Below are 21,083 nucleotides of genomic sequence, written 5' to 3'. Positions count from 1 at the left end.
TAACAAGGTCTTAGCCAAGATGCTATAATTTAATTTTAAATATTTAAAATAACAAAAAATAAAACACCCCGAAAATTCGGGGTGCTTCAATATATTTATTCTATTCTTACTCGCAAAGGATAATTCCTTTATCGTTGTTAAATTCTAGAACACCACTTCTTATCGGAAAAGAGAATGCTGTGTTAGCCTCGTCTTCCTTGGTGAAATATTTAGAATACTGTGCAGAAATTTCTTCGGTATAGATTTTTATATGACCATTCACTAATGCTGAAACAATAGCGGCGTGGTTTTTAAAAATATGAAACTCACCTTGTTTTCCTGGTAATAAAATCGAGTTCACCGAACCTTCAAATACTACATATTCTGGAGTTATAATTTTGATTGTCATTTTAATTTAGATTAAAAGATTTCAGATTTCAGATTTCAGACATTAAAGTCTCATGTCAAAACTCTGATACCTAGTGTCTAATTATTAAGCTTTGTTATCAGCTAACATTTTTTCACCAGCTTCGATAGCTTCATCGATAGTTCCTTTTAGGTTGAAACAAGCTTCTGGAAGGTGATCTAACTCACCATCAATAATCATGTTAAAACCTTTAATTGTATCTTTAATATCTACTAAAGATCCTGGAATACCTGTAAACTGCTCTGCTACGTGGAAAGGCTGAGATAAGAATCTTTGTACTTTTCTAGCACGGTAAACAACCAATTTATCTTCTTCAGAAAGTTCTTCCATACCAAGAATCGCGATGATATCTTGTAATGCTTTATATCTTTGAAGAATTTCTTTTACTCTTTGTGCACAGTTATAGTGCTCCTGACCAATAATTTCTGGTGCTAAGATTCTAGAAGTTGATGCCAATGGATCTACTGCTGGATAAATACCTAATGAAGCAATCTTTCTATCTAGTACCGTAGTTGCATCTAAGTGAGCAAAGGTTGTAGCCGGCGCCGGGTCTGTTAAGTCATCCGCAGGTACATAAACCGCTTGTACTGAAGTAATTGAACCGTTTTTAGTCGATGTAATTCTTTCCTGCATCGCACCCATTTCTGATGCTAAGGTTGGTTGGTAACCTACCGCTGATGGCATACGTCCAAGAAGTGCTGACACCTCTGAACCTGCTTGTGTAAAACGGAAGATATTATCTACGAAGAATAATACGTCACGACCTTGTCCTGACTCTCCACCATCACGGAAATATTCTGCAATTGTAAGACCAGACAATGCAACACGTGCTCTTGCTCCAGGTGGCTCATTCATCTGACCGAAAACGAATGTTGCTTTAGAATCTTTCATTTCTTCAAGATCAACTTTAGAAAGATCCCAACCTCCATTTTCCATAGAGTGCATGAACTCATCACCATATTTAATAATACCAGACTCCAACATCTCTCTCAAAAGGTCGTTACCTTCTCTCGTTCTTTCACCTACTCCTGCGAAAACCGAAAGACCACCGTGTCCTTTAGCGATATTATTAATCAACTCCTGAATAAGTACTGTTTTACCTACACCAGCACCACCGAATAATCCAATTTTACCACCTTTTGCATAAGGCTCAATAAGGTCGATTACTTTAATACCTGTAAATAAAACTTCAGCAGAAGTTGTTAATTGATCAAATTTAGGTGCAGGTCTGTGAATTGGCAAACCTCCTTCTTTTGACAAACTTTGGATACCATCGATAGCATCACCAACAACATTAAATAGTCTACCGTTAACACCTTCACCAATTGGCATTGTGATTTGTTTCCCTGTTCCTATTACATCTTGTCCTCTTTGTAAACCGTCTGTTGCATCCATCGCGATACATCTTACTGTATCTTCTCCGATGTGTTGCTCAACTTCTAGAACAAGGTTTTGCCCGCCAGTTTTCACAACTTCTAGAGCGTCATATATTCTTGGTAATTCTTCAACTTCATTAAAAACCACGTCGATAACTGGTCCAATAATTTGTGAAATCTTTCCTTTAATTTGGTTTGCCATTACTAAATTTTTTCTTGCGCACAAAGATAATAAAAGTTTGTAAATCTGCATTGTCACAAATAAAGATTTTTATCATATTTGCAAAATAGAACTTTAGGTTCTTGAAATTCTATTTTTAAAAGTTCAAGAAGTCTTGATTTATCTATTAATATTAAGACTTTTTACAAAATTATTTTGTTTTGAAAATCATCCAAGATTTAGATCAATATCATAGCGCAAAGCCACTTGCTTTATCTTTAGGAATGTTCGATGGTGTCCACCGTGGGCACTTTTCCATCATTGATAAACTCAACCAAATTGCCACCGAAAAGGAATTGGAATCTGGCATTTTAACTTTTTGGCCACATCCACGCAAAGTGCTCAATCCACAAGATGATGTATTATTATTAAATACATTGGACGAAAAAATTGAACTTCTTGACAAAGCTGGCATTCAGAATTTATTCTTAAAAACATTCGATGAAGCCTTCCGAAATTTGACAGGAGAAGAATTTTGCCGAGAAATTTTAATTAAAAAACTAAATGTTAAACATCTTATTATAGGATACGATCACACTTTTGGAAAAAACAAAAGCGGTAATTTTGAATTGCTGCAACAACTCTCAAAAGAATTAGATTTCCAAGTTGAACAGCTCGGTCCAGTCGATTTTCAGCATCAACATATTAGCTCGACGAAAATAAGAACGGCCTTGGCAACGGCTCATATTGTAGAAGCTAACGACATGTTGGGTTACGCCTACTCGCTTTCGGGAATGGTCATTCATGGTAAAAAAATCGGTAGAACAATTGGTTATCCTACTGCAAATATCGAAGTGCCCGAAGGAAAAATTCTACCCAAAAAAGGCGCTTATATTGTGGAAGTTTGGTTAGACAATCAATTTTACAAAGGCATGTTGAGCATTGGCACCAATCCGACTGTTAATGGTGAAAAGTTGAGCACCGAAGTGCACATTCTTAATTTCGATGGCGATTTGTATGACCAAATAATTCGTGTGAAATTCCGAGAGTTTTTACATGATGAAATTAAATTCGAAGGTTTAGAAAAACTTATTGAAAAACTAGACGATGACAAACGTCTTACAGAAGAATTTCAGTTTTAAAATCGTTTAAGAATTTTCGTTCATTAGTTCTTCACGCAATTTTTTTGTTAAAGATGCGAAAACCAAATCATAGGAATGATTAATTAATTTAATTAGAAAATCTCTCTTTAAGCCCTCTGTTATAATGGTATTCCAGTGTTTCTTGTTCATGTGATAACCTGAAACAATTTGCACATATTCTTCACGAAGTTCGATACTCCAATCAGGATTAGCTTTTAGATTGATTGTCGTGGGCTGCTTTTCCAAAGACATCAAAAGAAAAATTTTTCCGCCGATTTTAAAAACCAAAGTTTCGTTATCGAACGGAAAATCTTCTGTAACACCAACTTTTAAAAGACAATATTCTCTTATTTCTTCAGCATTCATATTATTAAAACTATACCTCAAATTTAATTAATTTTAAAAGTAATTAAAAGAATATTTCCGAAATTGATTTTCATCATCTACAAAGCTTTCAAAAAAACTTTATTTTCAGCATACAAATCATTAGCTTTGCGCATCACGAATTTTAGAATTTAAAAATGAAAAAAACAGCATTATACGACAAACACGTTGCCTTAGGCGCAAAGATGGTTCCGTTTGCAGGATTTGATATGCCTGTACAATATTCTGGCGTTACAGAAGAACATTTCGCCGTGCGCGAGAAAGTGGGACTTTTCGATGTGTCACACATGGGACAGTTTTTTATTGAAGGTCCACAGGCTATTGATCTTTTACAAAAAGTGACTACCAACAATCTAAATACATTAGAAGATGGCAAAGCGCAATACTCTTGTCTTCCCAACGAACAAGGCGGTATTGTTGACGACCTTATCATTTACAAAATGAATGATGAAAAATATTTTGTAGTTGTTAATGCTTCTAATATCGATAAAGATTGGAATCATATTTCTAAATACAATACAGAATTTGGCGCAACAATGACCAATGCTTCAGATGATATGGCATTGTTAGCAATCCAAGGTCCAAAAGCTGTTGAGACTTTACAAAAATTAACAGATATCAATTTAGGAGACATTCCTTATTATCATTTCACAATAGGTACAGTAGCAGGTGTACAAGATGTTATTATTTCTAATACAGGTTATACTGGTTCTGGCGGTTTCGAAATTTATTTTAAAAACGAAGATGCCGAAACACTTTGGAATGCGGTGATGAAAGCTGGTACAGACTTCGGAATTGTACCTTGTGGACTTGCTTCTAGAGATACTTTGAGATTAGAAAAAGGCTTCTGTCTTTACGGCAATGATATCGATGATACAACATCACCCATGGAAGCTGGATTGGGCTGGATTACAAAATTCGATAAAGATTTTGTGTCTAAAGATATTTTTGCAAAACAAAAAGAAGAAGGCGTTACTAGAAAATTAGTTGGTTTTGAGTTAACAGATAAAGGCGTGCCTAGACATGATTATCCAGTGGTTGACGCCGAGGCTAATGTTATCGGGAAAGTAACTTCTGGTACGCAATCTCCCATGAGAAAAATCGGAATTGGATTGGCTTATGTTAACACATCGCATAACAAAATTGGTTCGGAAATCTTCATCCAAGTAAGAAATAAAAACATTCCTGCAAAAGTTGTTAAAACACCTTTTGTATAAAGAACAGGTCTTCGAAAAAGCCGATTAACTTTCGTTTGTTAATCGGCTTTTTTTATATCTTTATTAAAAATGATTAAATGAAAAAACTCTTATTGGGATTCAGTGTTATTGGGCAGTTTGCTTTTGCTCAGGATTATCACATCACATATAATTTTAGATTTAAAGAAGATTCTTTATCATCAAATTATACAAACAAAAATTATGTTTTGCAGGTTGAAAAAGACAAAACAAAATTTATTCTTAAAGATCTGATTTCGAATAATAAAATATTAGAGTCTAATACTAAGATGTTCTATAATCTTCCAATGGAGCAGGTTGTTTCTCATCCACGAAATACAGATGACTATATTAATTACAATGTTATCTTTCAAAATTATTATAGTTATCCATCAAACGATCCTATCGTATGGGAAATAAAAAATGACACAAAAGAAGAAAACACTTACAAACTACAAAAAGCAATAACAAGATTCGGAGGACGCCAATGGGAAGCTTGGTTTATCCCAGAAATCCCTATTATGGAAGGCCCTTTCAAATTCCGTGCTTTACCAGGATTAATATATGAAGTTAAAGACAATAACGATAATTTCGCTTATGAATTGATTGAAGTTAAAAAACTTGATACAACCTACGACACTTCCAACATCATCGAAACTCATTTTGGAATAAAACCTATTGCCATTACCAGAAAAAAGTTTGTACAACTTATAGTTGATGGTTATAAAAATCCGTATTCCGAATACAGAAGTATGAAACCTGGCACTTGGAGTATAAATCCAGATCAAAATAGGAAAATTGATAATATAAAAGATTTAGATATTTACGCTAAAGAAGTCCAGGAGCAAACCAGAAAAAAGAATAATCCTGTAGAACTTTCCAAAGCCATACATTTTCCTTTAAAATAAAATAACGCCGATTCTGAAATTTCAGAAACGGCGATTTTTGTATATAACTCAATTTTCTAATTAATGAGAATCTGCATGTTTTGGCTTGTCTGGAAACAAAAACGAAATAAGAACCGAAATTACCAAAATACCTCCAACAATTCCTAAAGAAACAGGGGACGGCACATGCAACCAAGGCGCAACAATCATTTTGGCACCGATGAAAGCAAGGATAATTGCTAATCCATAAGACAGTTTACTGAACATATAAATGAAGTTTGCCAATAAAAAATACAACGAACGAAGTCCTAGAATCGCAAAAATATTAGAGGTGTAAAGAATAAATGGATCGTCCGAAATTGCAAAAATCGCCGGAATAGAATCTACCGCAAAAATAACATCTGTAAACTCGATAACCGCTACAACAACCAAAAGTGGCGTTGCCATCTTAACTCCATTTTCTATCGTGAAGAACTTGTCACCATCGTAGGTTTTTGATATTTTATAAAAACGTTTTACCAATCTAGCACCAGCATTGTCAGCGAAATCTTCGGCATCGTCATCACTCTCTTTGTGTCCGCCCCAAGATTTAATCCCAGAATACAATAAAAAGAATCCGAAAATGGTCATTACAGCATTGATTTTCACAACTTGTTCAAATAGTTCAAACTCTGGTAAATACGTTAAGTTAATAATCTCAACACCTACAAAAATAAATATCGCCCGGAAAATAAGTGCACCAATAATGCCCCAGAACAAAACCTTGTGATGCAAATGTTTTGGAACACGAAAAAAGTTGAAAACCATGATAAATACAAACAAATTATCGACGGATAATGCTTTTTCTATCCAATAGGCCGCTTGGAATTCGGTGAACTTTTCAACGGCTAACTTGTGTCCGCCCATGTCATGATTGAAAACCCAATACACAACACCCGAAAATGCCATGGCCAAGGATATCCACACAATGGACCAAACGGTAGCTTCTTTGGACGATACGACATGTGCTTTCTTATTGAAAATCCCTAAATCTAAAAGAAGCATTATAATGACAACAATTGCAAATCCCCAGACAAGTCCAGGATGCAATTCCATAATGCTTTGATGTTGATGATGCATTTTTTAAATAATTTATTTTTAGCTTAAATTTTTGAAGTACAAAATTAGGCATTAATCAAATCCTAACGTCTCGATTTTTAAAAATATTTCCGATATATCAATAATCATACAAGAGATAAAAAAACTCTTAGAAAAATTCTAAGAGTTTTATCATGTATTTATTCCCACTCGATTGTTGCAGGTGGTTTGCTGGAAATATCGTAAGCTACTCTGTTAATTCCGCGGACTTCATTAATAATTCGATTAGAAACAGTTTCCAAAAACTCATAAGGCAACTTGCTCCAAGTAGCTGTCATAAAATCTATTGTATTGGCAGAACGCACAACAGCTGTATATTCATAAGTTCTCTCGTCACCCATTACGCCAACTGATTTTACGGGAAGCAAAACCACAAAAGCTTGAGATACTTTTTCATAAAGATCATTCTTGTAAAGTTCTTCGATGAAGATATCGTCCGCTTCTTGGAGAATTCTAACTTTCTCAGCATCTACAGCACCCAAAACCCGAATTCCTAAACCTGGTCCAGGAAAAGGATGACGGTACACCAAATGATGCGGAATACCAAGCTCCTCTCCTACTTTTCGCACTTCATCTTTGAAAAGTTCACGAAGTGGCTCAAGAAGTTCAAAGTCCATATCTTCTGGAAGTCCCCCAACATTATGATGTGATTTGATAACCGCTGAAGGTCCTTTCACAGATTGAGATTCGATAACATCTGGATAAATGGTGCCTTGCGCTAAGAATTTTGCGCCTTCTATTTTATGAGATTCTTCATCAAAAACAGCGATAAATTCGTTACCAATGATTTTACGTTTTTGCTCTGGATCATCTACGCCAGCCAATTTTGAAAGAAAACGATCTGCAGCATCAACCAATTTGATGTTCATGTGAAAATGCTCGCCATAATTTTCCATCACTTTTTTAGCTTCATCTTTGCGAAGAAGTCCTGTATCTACGAAGATGCAAGTCAGTTGATCTCCAATGGCTCTCTGGATGAGCACTGCGGCAACCGAAGAATCAACACCGCCTGAAAGTCCCAAAATCACTTTTTGGTCACCTACTTTTTCTTTAATTGAAGCAACGGTTGTTTCGATATAATTGGTAAGTTGCCAGTTTTTTTCAGCTTTACAAATGTCGAAAACGAAATTTTCTAACATTTTACCACCTTCCTCACTGTGTGATACTTCGGGATGGAATTGTACGCAGAATATATTTTTAACAGGATCTGAAATCGCTGCAATAACGCCTGATTTGGCATTCAGTTCGAAGCCTTGTGGAAGTGTTGATACTTCATCAAAATGGCTCATCCAAACTACTGAGTTTTGAGAAACGCCTTTCAATAAAGCATTTTCTTTGATGATTTCTAGATTGGCCTTTCCATATTCTCCTTTTTGGCCTTTGTCAACCTTTCCGCCCAATAGATGTGCCGTCAACTGCATACCGTAGCAAATTCCTAAAACGGGAATACCTTGTTCAAACAAAGCTTTTTCTATCAAATTGGCATCTTCTGCATTGACAGAGCTAGGACCTCCAGAAAGGATAATCCCTTTGGGTTGTTTGGCTAAAATATCTTCTAAAGGTGTATTGAAAGGGATGATTTCTGAATAAACTTCCATCTCGCGAATACGACGTCCAATGAGTTGGTTGTACTGCGAGCCAAAGTCTAAAATGATAATTCCGTTTTGCATAGGTTTTTATATTGTATTGAAATTTTTAATTGTTGGTTGTTGTTAAAATAGCCCCGATCGACGTGGAAATCCTTTTTTGGATGGCTTCGGCTCCGCTCAGCCATCCAAAAAAGATTGCAACAAAGAGCGGAAAATAGCTCCAAATAAAAAGAGACATTGGTCGCCCAACATCTCTTATCCTTTATTTAGAATTTTCCGATATCATCTCTGTAGAATCCGTAATCGAAATCTACCGGAACGGCATCTTCGTACACTTTCTTTCGTGCTTCTTCGTAGGTGTCGCCGGTTGCCACGATGTTAAGAACGCGTCCACCGTCTGAGATAATCTTGTCGCCTTGTTGTCTTGCTCCTGCGAACAAAACTTGACTGTGTTTCACCTTTTCTGTTCCGCTAATTTCAAAACCTGTTTCGAAATTCTTCGGATAACCGCCTGAGCACATTACCAGACAAACGGCTTTTTTATTTTTAAACTTAAGGTTAATTTCTTTTCCGTTGTAGCAATCTTCGATGACGTCTAATAGATTGTTTTCTAACAATGGTAATAATACTTGCGTTTCTGGATCCCCCAGACGCATATTGTATTCTAAAAGATAAGTTCCGTTTTTGGTAACCATCAACCCGAAGAAGATAAATCCTTTGAAGCTAAGACCTTCTTTTTTGAGTCCTTCGATGGTTGGATGTAAAATATTTTTTTCAAAATCTGCTTGATGTTCTGCGGTGTATTCTGGGCTTGGTGCAACAGATCCCATTCCGCCAGTGTTAGCGCCTTTGTCGCCATTTCCTACTTTTTTATAATCTTTAGCAGAGATACAAGGGAATAATTTGTCGCCATTTGAAAAAGCAATGATTGAAGCTTCGAAACCTTTAAGGTGTTCTTCTACAACTACTTTTATACCAGCGTCGCCGAAGATTCTTTTGATCATGAAATCGCGTAAAGTTGCTTCTGCTTCTTCTAGATTTTCGCAAATTACAACGCCTTTTCCACCAGCCAATCCGCTTGCTTTAATCACCAATGGAAACTTCTCATCTTTTACATATTCTACAGCTTCCGTAAAAGCATCAAAAACTTTTGCTCTTGCAGTTTTGATATTATAAGTTTGCATGAATTTTTTAGAATAGGCTTTTGAGCCTTCCAAAGAAGCCGCTTTTTTTGTTGGTCCGAAAACCGCTAAATCCGACTTTTTGAACTCGTCAACTAGACCTTCTACCAAAGGGGCTTCTGGTCCTACAATGGTCATATCTATTCTTTGCTTAATGGCAAAATCTTTAAGTTCTTGAATGTCTTTTTCGTAAATATTTTCGCCTAATTGCTCAGTTGTCGCATTCCCATGTGAAAAATACATTTTGGTAATGCGTTGATCCTCACTAAGTTTTTGAGCGATTGCAGATTCTCGACCTCCGTTGCCAACGATAAGTACTCTCATTATGTTATTTATTTCTTATTTGATTTATTGTGTCAAAAATACTACTTTTTCATCAAAAAGCCTCATAATAATTTTATTACAAGGCTTAAAATTTCTTAAAAAATTATTAAATATTATACAGGCAAACTCATAGGAACTTCCATTAATAATATTTCTGAAGATTTTTTTACTTTTAAATCTAATTGATTGATGTCCCAAACGCCAATCGCATCACGACGACTCAACTTTTGATCGCCTATCGTTGCAGCGCCTTCTAACACAAAAATATACAAGCCATTTCCTTCTTTATGAAATTGATAATCGATATCTATATCTTCCGTGAATTTGCCCCAGTTGAACCAAGCATCTTGATGAATCCAAACGCCATCATCATCTTTATTAGGTGATAAAATTTGAAGTAATTGATTGGGAACTAATTTTTGTTCAAAGTTTTGTTGGTCATAACGCGGTTTCACATCATTTTCTTTTGGCATTAACCAAATTTGCAAAAACTTAACATCATCAACATCACTCGCATTTTCTTCAGAGTGCATAATGCCAGTACCTGCTGACAAAACTTGGATATCACCTTTTTTGATAATGCCAACATTCCCCATATTGTCACCATGTCGCAACTGACCATCTAATGGGATAGATATTATTTCCATATCGCGATGCGGATGACGTCCAAAGCCCATTCCTGCTTCTACAGAATCATCATTAACTACTCGAAGCACTCCGAAGTTAACTCTTTCTGGATTGTAATAATTGGCAAAACTAAAAGTGTGATGGCTTTTTAGCCAACCATGATCCGCATATCCGCGACTGTCTGATTTATAAAATATTGTTTTCATTTTAATCTCATTTTTATAATACAAATCTCTACAAATAAGATTAAAAATAAATTGATGTGTGTTAATAAAAATGTTGCATTTTATTTCATCCTTTCTAAAAGAGCTTCTTCTATAGGTGATTTCACTTTCAATATATCGTTAATAACATCATTCGGAATAGTCATAGAAAGTACATATTGTTTAACTTTCCATTTTCCCCCTATTTTTTCGAGAACTCCAGAACCGCGACAAATTTTCATTTGGGTATCCAGAATTTCATCAAACCATGCGTAATTTCCGTCTTTACTAAAATAGATATTACGTTTCAAAGATTTGAAATTCCAAGTTTTTTTGCTATCAAAAAATGGTTTTGCCCAATTCATAAATTCTTTTTTGTTCCAAACTTCTGTTGCATCCGTCCCAATAAAAGTTGATTCTTCAGCAAAACAATCGAAATAATTTTGAAAATCGGCATTCCCCGCAAATGTGTTGAAGTCGTCCAACAATTTGTTAATATTTTTCTTTTGTACATTTTCGTAAAATCCTTTTTTTTGGGCATTTACACTCAACGAAATCCCAATCAAAAGACATATTAAAACTAATTTTGACTTCATATTTTTAATTTTTGGTTTAAAAATACATCAATTTCTCGAAATTTGTTTCGAACCTGTATTTAATATTATTAGCATTATCAATCAAAAGATTAAAATACGTACTTTTGCAACATAAAATTTTACATATAAGAATGTCAAATAAAAAACTGATTACGGCGGCGTTGCCTTACGCAAACGGACCGGTTCATATAGGCCATTTGGCGGGAGTTTATATTCCTGCGGATGTGTACGCAAGATTCGAGAGAAGATTAGGAAAAGACGTGGCTTTTATTTGTGGTTCGGATGAACACGGAATTCCCATTACGATTCGTGCAAAAAAAGAAGGGGTTACGCCTCAAGATGTGGTGGATAAATACCATGAAATCATTAAAAAATCGTTCTCAGATTTAGGAATTTCTTTCGATGAATATTCCAGAACTACCGATAAAAAACATTACGAAGTAAGTCAGGATTTCTTCAAAACTTTATACGACAACGGAAAGTTTACGGAAGAGGTTTCTGAGCAGTATTTTGATGAACAAGCAGGTGAGTTTTTAGCCGATCGTTACATCGTTGGAACTTGTCCAAATTGTGGCAACGACAATGCTTACGGAGATCAATGCGAGAAATGTGGCTCTACACTTTCGCCTTCGGAATTGATTAATCCAAAATCGATGTTGAGTGGAAATATTCCTGTTTTAAAAGAAACCAAAAACTGGTATTTGCCTTTAAATGACTATGAAGATTTCTTAAATGAATGGATTATTGAAGGTCATAAAGACGATTGGAAACCCAATGTTTACGGACAAGTAAAATCTTGGTTGAATGATGGTTTAAAACCTCGTGCGATGACCAGAGATTTGAATTGGGGCGTTCCAGTTCCTCTTCCAGATGCCGATGGAAAGGTGCTTTATGTTTGGTTTGATGCGCCAATTGGTTATATTTCTTTCACACAACAATGGGCTGAGAAAAATGGTAAAGATTGGAAAGAATATTGGCAAGGAAACGATTCGGATTTAATTCATTTTATTGGAAAGGATAATATTGTATTCCACTGCATTATTTTCCCTGCAATGATGAAGGCTCACGGGAATTACAATATGCCGAAAAATGTTCCCGCTTTTGAGTTTTTGAACCTTGAAAACGATAAAATTTCAACTTCAAGAAACTGGGCGGTTTGGGCGAATGAATATGTGGAAGATTTCCCTGGTCAGCAAGATGTTTTGCGTTATGCATTGCTTTCTTCAGCGCCAGAAACTAAAGATAATAACTTCACTTGGAAGGATTTTCAAACCAAAAATAACTCAGAATTGGTGGGGATTTTCGGAAACTTTATCAATAGAGTTGCGGTTCTCATTCATAAATATTACAACGGAGTTGTTCCGCAAGGTGATATCAACGCTCCTGAATTAGCGGAAGTTTCTAAATCCGCAAAAGAAATTCATGAGTTTTTAGAGAAGTTTGAATTTAGAAATGCTTTAACAGCTTTAATGAATTTAGCTCGTTTCGGAAACCAATATCTTCAAACCGAAGAACCTTGGAAAACGATTAAAGATTCTCCTGAAAAAGCGGCTCATTCTTTATTTGTTAGTGCCCAAATTGCAGTTGGTTTAGCACAGTTGTGCGAGCCCTTTATGCCTTTCAGTTCAGAAAAATTATTGAAGATGTTCAATGTTCAAAAAATGAATTGGATGGATATTGAAAACACACCCATTTTAATTGAAACGGGTCACCAAATGAATGAAGCATCGCTACTTTTCTCAAAAATTGAAGATGATGTTATTGATGCTCAAATTCAAAAATTGGAACAAACAAAACAAAATAACGCAAAAACAAATCCTAACGCTAATCCCATGAAAGAAGAAATCACTTTTGACGATTTTACAAAAATAGATCTTAGAACTGCAACCATTTTAGAAGCTGAAAAAGTGGAAAAAGCAGACAAACTTTTAAAACTAAAAGTAGATACTGGCGTTGATGTAAGAACGGTTGTTTCGGGGATTGCGGAGAGTTTCACTCCTGAAGAAGTAATTGGAAAACAAGTGATGATTTTACTGAATTTGGCTCCAAGAAAAATCCGTGGCATCGAATCGCAAGGTATGTTGTTGTTGACGACTAAGGAAGATGGAAAATTGTCTTTTGTGACGCCAGATAGTCCCGTACAAAACGGTATTGAGATTGGGTAAGTTAGAGTCAAAAGTCAAGATTTGAGATTTGAGATTTGAGATTCGATGTATAAAACAAGTTTTCGGCGCCTGCGGCGCCGAAAACTTTTCAATTTAACGTGAAGTCAGTCATGTTTTTCTTCCAATCTCTCATGCTCCTTTTTGAAAACTGCGGATTAAGCGCGAAGACACTGGTTAAGGTTTTGATATTCAGATAACGGTTATTCATTAAAATAAATTGTACATTTATTTTTACAAAAAAAAAATTGCCATGCGAAAGATTGACCAACTATTCAACGAATACGGTGAAAGCCACCAAAACGGAACCAATAAATTAATTCATTGGATTTGTGTTCCGCTTATATTTTGGACTATTTTAGGTTTTATTTCGCTGATTCCGGCACCACATTTTTGTTTGGCCTACTTCGGTTGTATTTCGGTTGCGAGTATTATTGCTGTTATTTTTGTAACCATTTTCTATTTCCGCTTATCTTGGGTGATCGCCATTATCATGCTTGTTGTCATGCTGCTGATGGAACATTTAGCCTATGCGGTAAATATTCATGTTAGTTCTCCTTGGTTGGTTTATCTAATTGTTTTTGTAGTCACATGGATTCTACAATTTGTAGGTCACAAAATTGAAGGTAAAAAACCGAGTTTCCTGAAAGATCTTCAGTTTTTGTTAGTTGGACCAGCGTGGTTGCTGAGTTTTATTCTGAGAGAATTGAATATCAAATATTGAGAAAACTTTCGGCGCCTGCGGCGCCGAAAGTTTTTTTTAACGTTTTTTGGTTTTCGGAGCGGCGGCTTCGCCGCCGCCCCGAAAAAGAAAAAAATCATCCAAAAAAAAGAAGCCCCACTATCTTGTGAATAGCAGAGCCTCCGTGAAAACAAGGTATTTTATAGCGGATTAATTCCGCCAGCATCTTTTATAGGATTTAGCGTTTGACTAAGTGCAATTTGTTCTCTGCGTCTGCGTTTTGCGATGAAGGCTTTTCCTTTCAATACACGAATCATACGAATTTGAGTGTATTTTGTTTTTCCAAATCGATGAAAATAAACGTAAATCTGAATCAAAAATCCAGCATAAATAATATAACCTAAAAGCTTTTTATTGGCAACTAACATTGCGTTCAGTTGCATTGGTTTTAACTGCGTCATTACCGCTTGTTGGCTAACTTGCAAACTGTCCCAATGTACCGCTAAATCTCCAATGGCTTGAATTTGAAACTGATATTGAATCCAAGAAAACAACGCAGAAAAGAAACCTATCGTTATAAAGGATCTCCAACACAACACAAATCCGAAAGCGGGCAAAAGATCGTTCACCTCCAATTTATCCATGGTGTAGTACCAAACCGCGATAAATAAAGAACACATGCCATAGCCCTTCAAAAACATCGGAAGATACCAACGTTCAAAATTCATTTCGGGAACCATGGAAAAATATAGGATAATGGTAAACATCAACATCGCTCCAAAGCCCGAAAAAACGAACATTCTTAAATTAATAGTATGTTTAAACCAAACAATGGCGACAATGGCACCAACAATTAAACCTGGAATCATTAATAAATTCAGTTTAGCATTTGTCAATTGGTCGTATTGTAAAACCCCTATGGCAAAACTGGTTTGCATAGATCCTAGCGCCATATAAATCCCTAAACAAAACAGCATGAACAAGCCATGAACGACGTTATTCTTTTTAAAAATATTGAAGGACAAAAACGGACGTTTCAAAAAAGATTGACGAACAATTAACAAAATAAAAGTCACCAAAAATCCAATGCTATTCCAAATGATATAAGACGAATTAAACCAATCCTGCTGTTTCCCGAAAGATAAAACATAAGAGAGCATGGTAAATGTCGCGATGAACATCAGCATACTCATCCAATCGATATAATACATCGGCATTTTCAGCGCAAATCTTTTATCGTGCATGAAAATCCAACTTATTAAAGCCAAAATCAAACAAATAATCGCGGTTAAAATGAAGAAATATTCCCAGTTGTATAGAATAGAATATTCAACCACGTAATAATTCACCAATTGTGATAAGGTTAAAACAAAACCATAAAGAATGGAATAAAACGCGCCTCTACTCGGTGTTATCATCATTAATGGAAGCATAAATTCCATTATCACAGCCATTTTCAGAAAACCAATCAACAAACAATTGATGATGATAATCCACGGATTGTCTGTTGTTCCGTTCACGAATAAGAGCAACGCCAGTAAAACCAGAATAAAAGTTACTTTATCCCGAATTTTAAAACGTAATTTTAAACGAACGGCAATAGGCATAATGGCTCCCATCCCAATAGATGAAGCAAAATTTGCCATCATATAATATTCCGTCATCGTTCCGGTATCACTCATCATGAAGGTCAGGTTTCCCGTATAAATCCCACTCATTGGCATCAAAATACCCGCAAAAAGTATAATGAGCAAAAGCTGAACAGGTTTGGGAACCCAATTATTAAATATACCTTGATTGTACATTGTTTAGTATTTTTTTTGAGTCAAGAGGCAGGAACCAAGAACTAAGATTTTCATGTCTAAAAATCTCTCATCTTGACTCTTGATTCTTGATTCTTAATTCTTAGTTCTTAGCTCTCTTTTTACTTTTCAAGTTTCAAAACCATGTTCATTCCGGCTCTCAGTTGCTCAACTTTTTTAGAATCGTTTTTCTCAGTAAATTCAATTCTTACAGGAATACGTTGCTGAACTTTCACAAAATTCCCCGTAGAATTATCCGTAGGAACGGCAGAATATTTAGAACCTGTCGCCGCAGAAATGGCAGTAACCACGCCTTCAAAGGATTGTCCACCCAAAGCGTCGGCGGTCATGTTGATTTTGCTTCCCAATTGAATATTCGGCATTTGCTTTTCTAAAAAGTTAGCAGTAACCCATTTTTGACCGTTCAAAACAATAGTTCCAATTTGTTGTCCAGGTTGTATCAATTGTCCTTCAGAAATCGTTCTTCTTCCCATCACCCCATCGTAAGGAGCGGTAATTACGGTGTAAGACAAATTGAGTTTTGCCATGTCCAAAGCGGCTTTTGTTCTTTTAATTTCGGCATCGTTAATTCCGATTTTAGATTTCACTTCCTGAGTAGAAAGTTGCGCTGATTGTTTCTGATTAATTAATGTTTCGTAAGACGCTTTTGTAGCATCATATTCGGTTTTTACCGCATCGTATTGTTGTTTGGTAACCGCTTCCGCAGCCAACAAATTTTTATATCGGTTTAAATTTTGTTCTGCATTCCACAATCTTGCTTTGGCTCCTGCAATATTCGATTCCATTACATTGACGCTGTTCGAAACGGTATTTACAGAGTTTCCTGTCGCGTTTTTCTGAGCTAAAGCATTTTGATAAGCCGCTTCGGCTTGACCCAATTGTGTTAAAATTTCGCGATCATCCAAAACCAAAAGCGTGTCGCCTTTTTTCACGGCTTGATGTTCATTAAATTTTATCTCTTTAATATATCCGGAAACCCTTGTGTTAATGGGATTAATGAATTCCTCAACTTGTGCAGCTTCGGTGTAATTTTTATCACCAATGTGGAAATATTGCGTCACCAGCCAATAAATCCCGAAGCCAATAATCGCCAATACAACATAGTTGGTAATGGTAGATTTGGTTTTATTTTTCTTATTTTGTTTTACCTTTTCGGCAGTCGTTGGTTTTGCAACATGCTGCGTTTTTGGTTCGGCAGGTTGTGCGGTTTGTTGTGTAGTATTTTCTTGTGGTATATCCTTGTTTTCCATTGTAATTGTCAGTTTTTATAGCGTTCCTGTAGTTTTTAATAAGTTGTAATATTGATACAGAATATTGATTTCTGCATTGGCATAATCCAATTCGGATTGTAATTTTTGGTTCTGAGCATCCGTCATTTCAGCTTGTACAACCAACTGATTGAGGTATTTAGCTTCTGTAATTTTGTAGTTTTCTTCGGCTAATTTTTTAGCTTCGTTCAGAATTTCAGCTTGTTGTATGGCTTCTTGATGTTTGATAAATGCAGCATTTACGGCGATGTCGATATTTTGTTCGGTAAGTGTTAAAGCTTCATTGGCCATTTCCTTTTGCATCTCGCCCAGTTTTACTTTTTCTTTGGTTTTGTACAGATTATCAATATTATAACTCAAAGAAACCCCAGCTTGCCAAGAATTGGTGTACATATCCATCGCGGGTGTTCTCGTGGTAATAGGTCTTTGCATATTGTAACCTCCAAAAGCACCAATGGTAGGCATTTTATCGGTATTAATGATTTCAATATTTTTGTCCGCCAATTGAATATTGGTTTGCGCAGATTTTAAAAGTGGATTGTTTTCCAACGCCAATTTTTTGAAGGAAGCAATGTCTAAATATTCCTGTTTTGCTTCGATATCTTCAACGGGAACAAGCTCTGTATCGGTTGGCAAGCCCAAAGCGACATTCAATTGATAGTTTAAAATTTTACGATTGTTTTCTAAAACTAAAATCCCTTGATCCAAATTTTTAATCGCCAATTCCGCACGAATTACTTCGTTACGAGTCAGCATTCCTTGATTATAAAATTTTTGAATGTTTTTTAATCGTTCCTGAGCGAGTTTTTTGTTGTTTTTGTAAACTTCGGTTTGATTAATCAATCTGTAAATGTCCAGATAATTAGAAGTCACCAGAAATTTTACATTTTGCTGATCTTTTGCTAGATCCAATTCCGCCAATTGCTCTCTTAAAGTGGATGCTTCAATAGATTTATTCACCAATCCGCCTTTAAAAATGAGTTGCTGCGCCTGTACAGAATACGTGCTTCCGTAATGTGGCATGCTCACTTTTGTAGAATTGGAAAAATCTTTATCGATAATTAATGCATCTCCTAAAAAGAACTGACTTGTAGATGCCGTGATAGAAGGAAGTTTCTGCAATTTTGCCACTTCCGTTTGTTGTTGAGAAATAGAAATATTCTTTTCTGAAATCTTAAGCTGCTGATGGTTTTTTACCGCCATATCTGCAACTTGCTGAACAGACATTTCTACGCTTTGCGCACGAAAAAGCGATGAAAAGCCTACGAAAAGCAATCCCAACACTTTTATTTGTTGTTTCATTGTACCTTGTTTTACGGCCGCAAAGTTAGGCTGCGCATAAGGTCAAACAAATGTTTAAGAAAAGGAAAAAGATGTTTAAAAGTAAGATTTATGCTTAGAATTGATTTCGGTATTCTTTGGGACTCAAGTTTTCATGTTTTTTAAAGAAATGAGAAAATGAATATTGATCGCTAAATTGTAATTGACTTGCGATTTCATTAATAGGTTTGGATGTTGATGAAAGTTGCGCTTTGGCTTCGTTTAAAATGAATTCATTAATAATCTGGATCGCACTTTTTCCAAATATTTCTTTTAAAACTACCGTCAAATGTCGGCTTGATAACATTAATTTGTTGGCGTAAAATTCCACTGAACGTTCCTGTTTAAAATGAATACTAACCAATCGAATGAAACTGAGAGCCGTTTCCTGAGAGCGTGACATTTTTTGCTTGGAAATTTTCCTTTGATAAGAGACAATATTGGCCAATTGATAAATGAAAGCAGTGAAAAAAGATTCCAAAACTTCCATTCCGTATTCTTGTTTTTCGCTGTTGGAAAGATAATACTGGATGTTCAAAACATTGTTCCAAAGCGCCATGAATTCGTTTTCTGTCGATTGATAACTTTTTCTTAGTTCCAGTTTTATGGCTCTAAAAGCGTTTAATCGATTGAATCTAAGGTTTAGTTTTTCAATGAATTCCCTTTCGTAGACAACAATTTGGATTTCTATATCCTTGCTGTATTCAATGATTTCATAAACGGAAGCCGTGTCCAATAAAACAATGCTGAATTCGGAAAGATTGTGAATGTTAATTTGTTCTTTCAGCTTTAAATTTCCTTTTTTAAGCATGAAAAACGCAGGTTTGGTTGGATAATACGGATGTCCAACGACCAAATGTTCCAAAAGGTTTTCCTGACTGAAAACTTTTATACCATCAAAATTCACATGAATTTATTTGTTCAAAAGTAAGAATATTAAGTTTTACAATCCTATTTTTTTATTTTAATGAAACTGGAATTGTTGAATTTTAATAATATGCTGATATTAAAATAAGTATTACAGATCTCTAGCCCCGATAGCAGCGGCATCCTTTTGGCTTGGCGCGAGGCGGCGGAGCGTAGCGGAGCCGTCCGAGCGTCAAGCCAAAAGATATAGCGGATAGCGGGAAATAGCTCCTAAAAAATGAAAAAGTCTGACCAGATAGTCAGACTTTTATTTTAAAACTGTCCACCGCCCAATGCGCGGTAAAACTCAGTCATTGCTTGCAATTGTTGCAACTTGTCATTCACCGCCGAAAGTTTGGCTTGTAAAAGCGCTTGTTCCGCAGTCAAAACATTCACATAATTAACTTTTGAGGAATATGTTAACAACTCATTGCTATAATCAAGAGCCTTTTGTAAGGATTGTATTTGCAGTTCACGTGTTGTCTCCTTGGACTTGGCTTTTTCGTAGCCGACCAAAGCATCCGACACTTCGGCACCTGCAATTAACAAGGTCTTTTCAAAACCTAAATAAGCTTGTTGTTGACGCGCTTCCGCAATTTTCACTTGGGCTTTTCTATTACCTTGTTGGAAGATATTTTGTGTCAAACTTCCACCAATTGAATAAAACAAGGATTCTGTGAAAAAGTCTTTTAAATTTTGGGAAGAAAGTCCCAATGTTCCTGTAATATTCAATGAAGGATAGACTTGTGCCAAAGCGATATTTTTATTTTCAAATGCTTGTCTAAAAGCCATCTCCGCGGCCAAAACATCTGGACGATTTTGTAATAAAGATGCTGGTAATCCTGTTTTGAAATCCATAAGGATGGCTTGCGAATCGATGGTATTTCTTTCAATTGATTTTGGCGTTTCTCCCATTAATATATTTAATGAGTTCTCTATCTGCTGAATCTGCGTTTCCAAATCTGGCACCATTAATTGTACCGCATAAAGATTAGCTTTACTTTGCTCAACATCCGCACCTGTCAAATAAGCTGCATCCATCAATAGTTGTACAGCTTCTACATTTTTCTCACGGAGTGCAATGGTCTGTTTTGTGATTTCCAACTGTTTGTCCAAAGACAATAATTGATAATACAAACTTGCTGTTTGGGATACCAACTGCGTCTGTACTGCTCTTTTGGCAGCTTCTGTTTGTAGAAAGCCCGCATAAGCAGAACGTTTCATGGATGCCATTTTTCCCCATACATCAATTTCCCAACCGGCAGAAATCCCAAGTTGGTAATTCATAACATCTGGCATTCGGAAGTTGTTACCTTGCGCGGCGGCGCTATTTTTAGAATCCTTAATACCTGCAACGGCATCTACAGTAGGCAGATTATTAAGCTGAGATTGTTTGAAAACAGCATCAGCTTCATTAATTCTGGCTACCGCAATTTTCAAATCATAATTATTCTCAATTGTTTTTTTAATAATTCCTTGCAGTTTATCATCCGTGAAAATTTGACTAAATGCCAATTTTGCAACCGATAAAGAATCTTGATTGGTTTGATTTCGGAATAAGGAATTTTCCCACTCCGATTTTATGTTGGGTTTCTGATAGGTTTCCGTGACTTTACAAGATTGTAGCAAAGCCGCTAAACCAATAGTGGAAAAGATATGTGATGTTTTAATTTTCATTTCTAAATAAAATTGAGTG

18 protein-coding genes are annotated in these 21,083 nt (G+C 35.8%); 5 read left to right on the top strand and 13 right to left on the bottom strand.

The features are described from left to right. Positions 1–106: 106 nt before the first annotated feature. Together G6R40_RS01580 and atpD are read right to left on the bottom strand one after the other, a co-directional pair. The gene (locus G6R40_RS01580; RefSeq protein WP_165130918.1) at positions 107–388 is read right to left on the bottom strand and encodes a F0F1 ATP synthase subunit epsilon; all 282 of its coding nucleotides are present in this window, start codon (positions 386–388) and stop codon (positions 107–109) included. Between the two features lie 84 nt (positions 389–472). Then, on the bottom strand, positions 473–1,984 hold the full coding sequence (atpD, locus tag G6R40_RS01575; protein ID WP_165130916.1) for a F0F1 ATP synthase subunit beta: 1,512 nt from the start codon (positions 1,982–1,984) through the stop codon (positions 473–475). A 179-nt stretch (positions 1,985–2,163) separates the two neighbouring features. On the opposite strand from atpD, the gene G6R40_RS01570 reads away from it, so the two are divergent. Next, the gene (locus G6R40_RS01570; RefSeq protein ID WP_165130914.1) at positions 2,164–3,084 is read left to right on the top strand and encodes a bifunctional riboflavin kinase/FAD synthetase; all 921 of its coding nucleotides are present in this window, start codon (positions 2,164–2,166) and stop codon (positions 3,082–3,084) included. Positions 3,085–3,090: 6 nt separating this feature from the next. Here the strand turns inward: G6R40_RS01570 and G6R40_RS01565 are convergent, their stop codons facing one another. After that, positions 3,091–3,450: an MmcQ/YjbR family DNA-binding protein gene (locus G6R40_RS01565; protein WP_165130912.1), complete on the bottom strand. Its 360-nt coding sequence runs from the start codon at positions 3,448–3,450 to the stop codon at positions 3,091–3,093. A gap of 155 nt (positions 3,451–3,605) precedes the next feature. Here G6R40_RS01565 and gcvT point away from each other — a divergent pair, with 155 nt between their 5' ends. Then, the gene (gcvT, locus tag G6R40_RS01560; protein WP_165130910.1) at positions 3,606–4,685 is read left to right on the top strand and encodes a glycine cleavage system aminomethyltransferase GcvT; all 1,080 of its coding nucleotides are present in this window, start codon (positions 3,606–3,608) and stop codon (positions 4,683–4,685) included. A gap of 77 nt (positions 4,686–4,762) precedes the next feature. Beyond that, positions 4,763–5,590, top strand: coding sequence for a GLPGLI family protein (locus tag G6R40_RS01555; RefSeq protein WP_165130908.1), 828 nt, complete (start codon positions 4,763–4,765; stop codon positions 5,588–5,590). Positions 5,591–5,650: 60 nt separating this feature from the next. Here the strand turns inward: G6R40_RS01555 and G6R40_RS01550 are convergent, their stop codons facing one another. The 5 genes from G6R40_RS01550 to G6R40_RS01530 all read right to left on the bottom strand — a co-directional run bounded on the left by G6R40_RS01550 (position 5,651) and on the right by G6R40_RS01530 (position 11,226). Next, a complete protein-coding gene (locus G6R40_RS01550) occupies positions 5,651–6,688 on the bottom strand; it encodes a TerC family protein (RefSeq protein WP_165130906.1) in 1,038 nt (345 codons plus the stop codon). Between the two features lie 158 nt (positions 6,689–6,846). Further along, the gene (guaA, locus tag G6R40_RS01545) at positions 6,847–8,376 is read right to left on the bottom strand and encodes a glutamine-hydrolyzing GMP synthase (RefSeq protein ID WP_165130904.1); all 1,530 of its coding nucleotides are present in this window, start codon (positions 8,374–8,376) and stop codon (positions 6,847–6,849) included. 185 nt (positions 8,377–8,561) lie between these two features. Then, the gene (gene purD, locus G6R40_RS01540) at positions 8,562–9,800 is read right to left on the bottom strand and encodes a phosphoribosylamine--glycine ligase (RefSeq protein ID WP_165130902.1); all 1,239 of its coding nucleotides are present in this window, start codon (positions 9,798–9,800) and stop codon (positions 8,562–8,564) included. 113 nt (positions 9,801–9,913) lie between these two features. Further along, on the bottom strand, positions 9,914–10,633 hold the full coding sequence (locus tag G6R40_RS01535) for a pirin family protein (RefSeq protein WP_165130900.1): 720 nt from the start codon (positions 10,631–10,633) through the stop codon (positions 9,914–9,916). A gap of 80 nt (positions 10,634–10,713) precedes the next feature. Continuing rightward, entirely contained in the window at positions 10,714–11,226 is a 513-nt protein-coding gene (locus tag G6R40_RS01530; protein WP_165130898.1) for a nuclear transport factor 2 family protein, read from the bottom strand. Positions 11,227–11,357: 131 nt separating this feature from the next. On the opposite strand from G6R40_RS01530, the gene metG reads away from it, so the two are divergent. Both metG and G6R40_RS01520 read left to right on the top strand, forming a co-directional pair. Next, the gene (gene metG / locus G6R40_RS01525; RefSeq protein WP_165130896.1) at positions 11,358–13,391 is read left to right on the top strand and encodes a methionine--tRNA ligase; all 2,034 of its coding nucleotides are present in this window, start codon (positions 11,358–11,360) and stop codon (positions 13,389–13,391) included. Between the two features lie 250 nt (positions 13,392–13,641). Then, positions 13,642–14,112: a DUF962 domain-containing protein gene (locus tag G6R40_RS01520; protein ID WP_165130894.1), complete on the top strand. Its 471-nt coding sequence runs from the start codon at positions 13,642–13,644 to the stop codon at positions 14,110–14,112. A 158-nt stretch (positions 14,113–14,270) separates the two neighbouring features. Here G6R40_RS01520 and G6R40_RS01515 read toward each other — a convergent pair whose 3' ends face one another. From G6R40_RS01515 to G6R40_RS01495, 5 genes are all read right to left on the bottom strand, one after another. Continuing rightward, positions 14,271–15,875, bottom strand: coding sequence for an MFS transporter (locus tag G6R40_RS01515; protein WP_165130892.1), 1,605 nt, complete (start codon positions 15,873–15,875; stop codon positions 14,271–14,273). Between the two features lie 119 nt (positions 15,876–15,994). Beyond that, on the bottom strand, positions 15,995–17,143 hold the full coding sequence (locus tag G6R40_RS01510; protein WP_165130890.1) for an HlyD family secretion protein: 1,149 nt from the start codon (positions 17,141–17,143) through the stop codon (positions 15,995–15,997). 15 nt (positions 17,144–17,158) lie between these two features. Beyond that, on the bottom strand, positions 17,159–18,463 hold the full coding sequence (locus G6R40_RS01505) for a TolC family protein (RefSeq protein WP_165130888.1): 1,305 nt from the start codon (positions 18,461–18,463) through the stop codon (positions 17,159–17,161). Positions 18,464–18,557: 94 nt separating this feature from the next. Beyond that, positions 18,558–19,388, bottom strand: a complete 831-nt coding sequence (locus tag G6R40_RS01500) for a helix-turn-helix domain-containing protein (RefSeq protein WP_165130886.1) — start codon at positions 19,386–19,388, stop codon at positions 18,558–18,560. A gap of 272 nt (positions 19,389–19,660) precedes the next feature. Beyond that, the gene (locus G6R40_RS01495; RefSeq protein WP_165130884.1) at positions 19,661–21,064 is read right to left on the bottom strand and encodes a TolC family protein; all 1,404 of its coding nucleotides are present in this window, start codon (positions 21,062–21,064) and stop codon (positions 19,661–19,663) included. Positions 21,065–21,083 lie beyond the last annotated feature (19 nt).

It is taken from the genome of Chryseobacterium sp. POL2 (assembly GCF_011058315.1).
Taxonomy (GTDB): Bacteria; Bacteroidota; Bacteroidia; order Flavobacteriales; family Weeksellaceae; genus Soonwooa.
The sequence above is the reverse complement of the archived record's forward strand: the minus strand, read 5'-3'. Positions and strand labels throughout refer to the sequence as shown.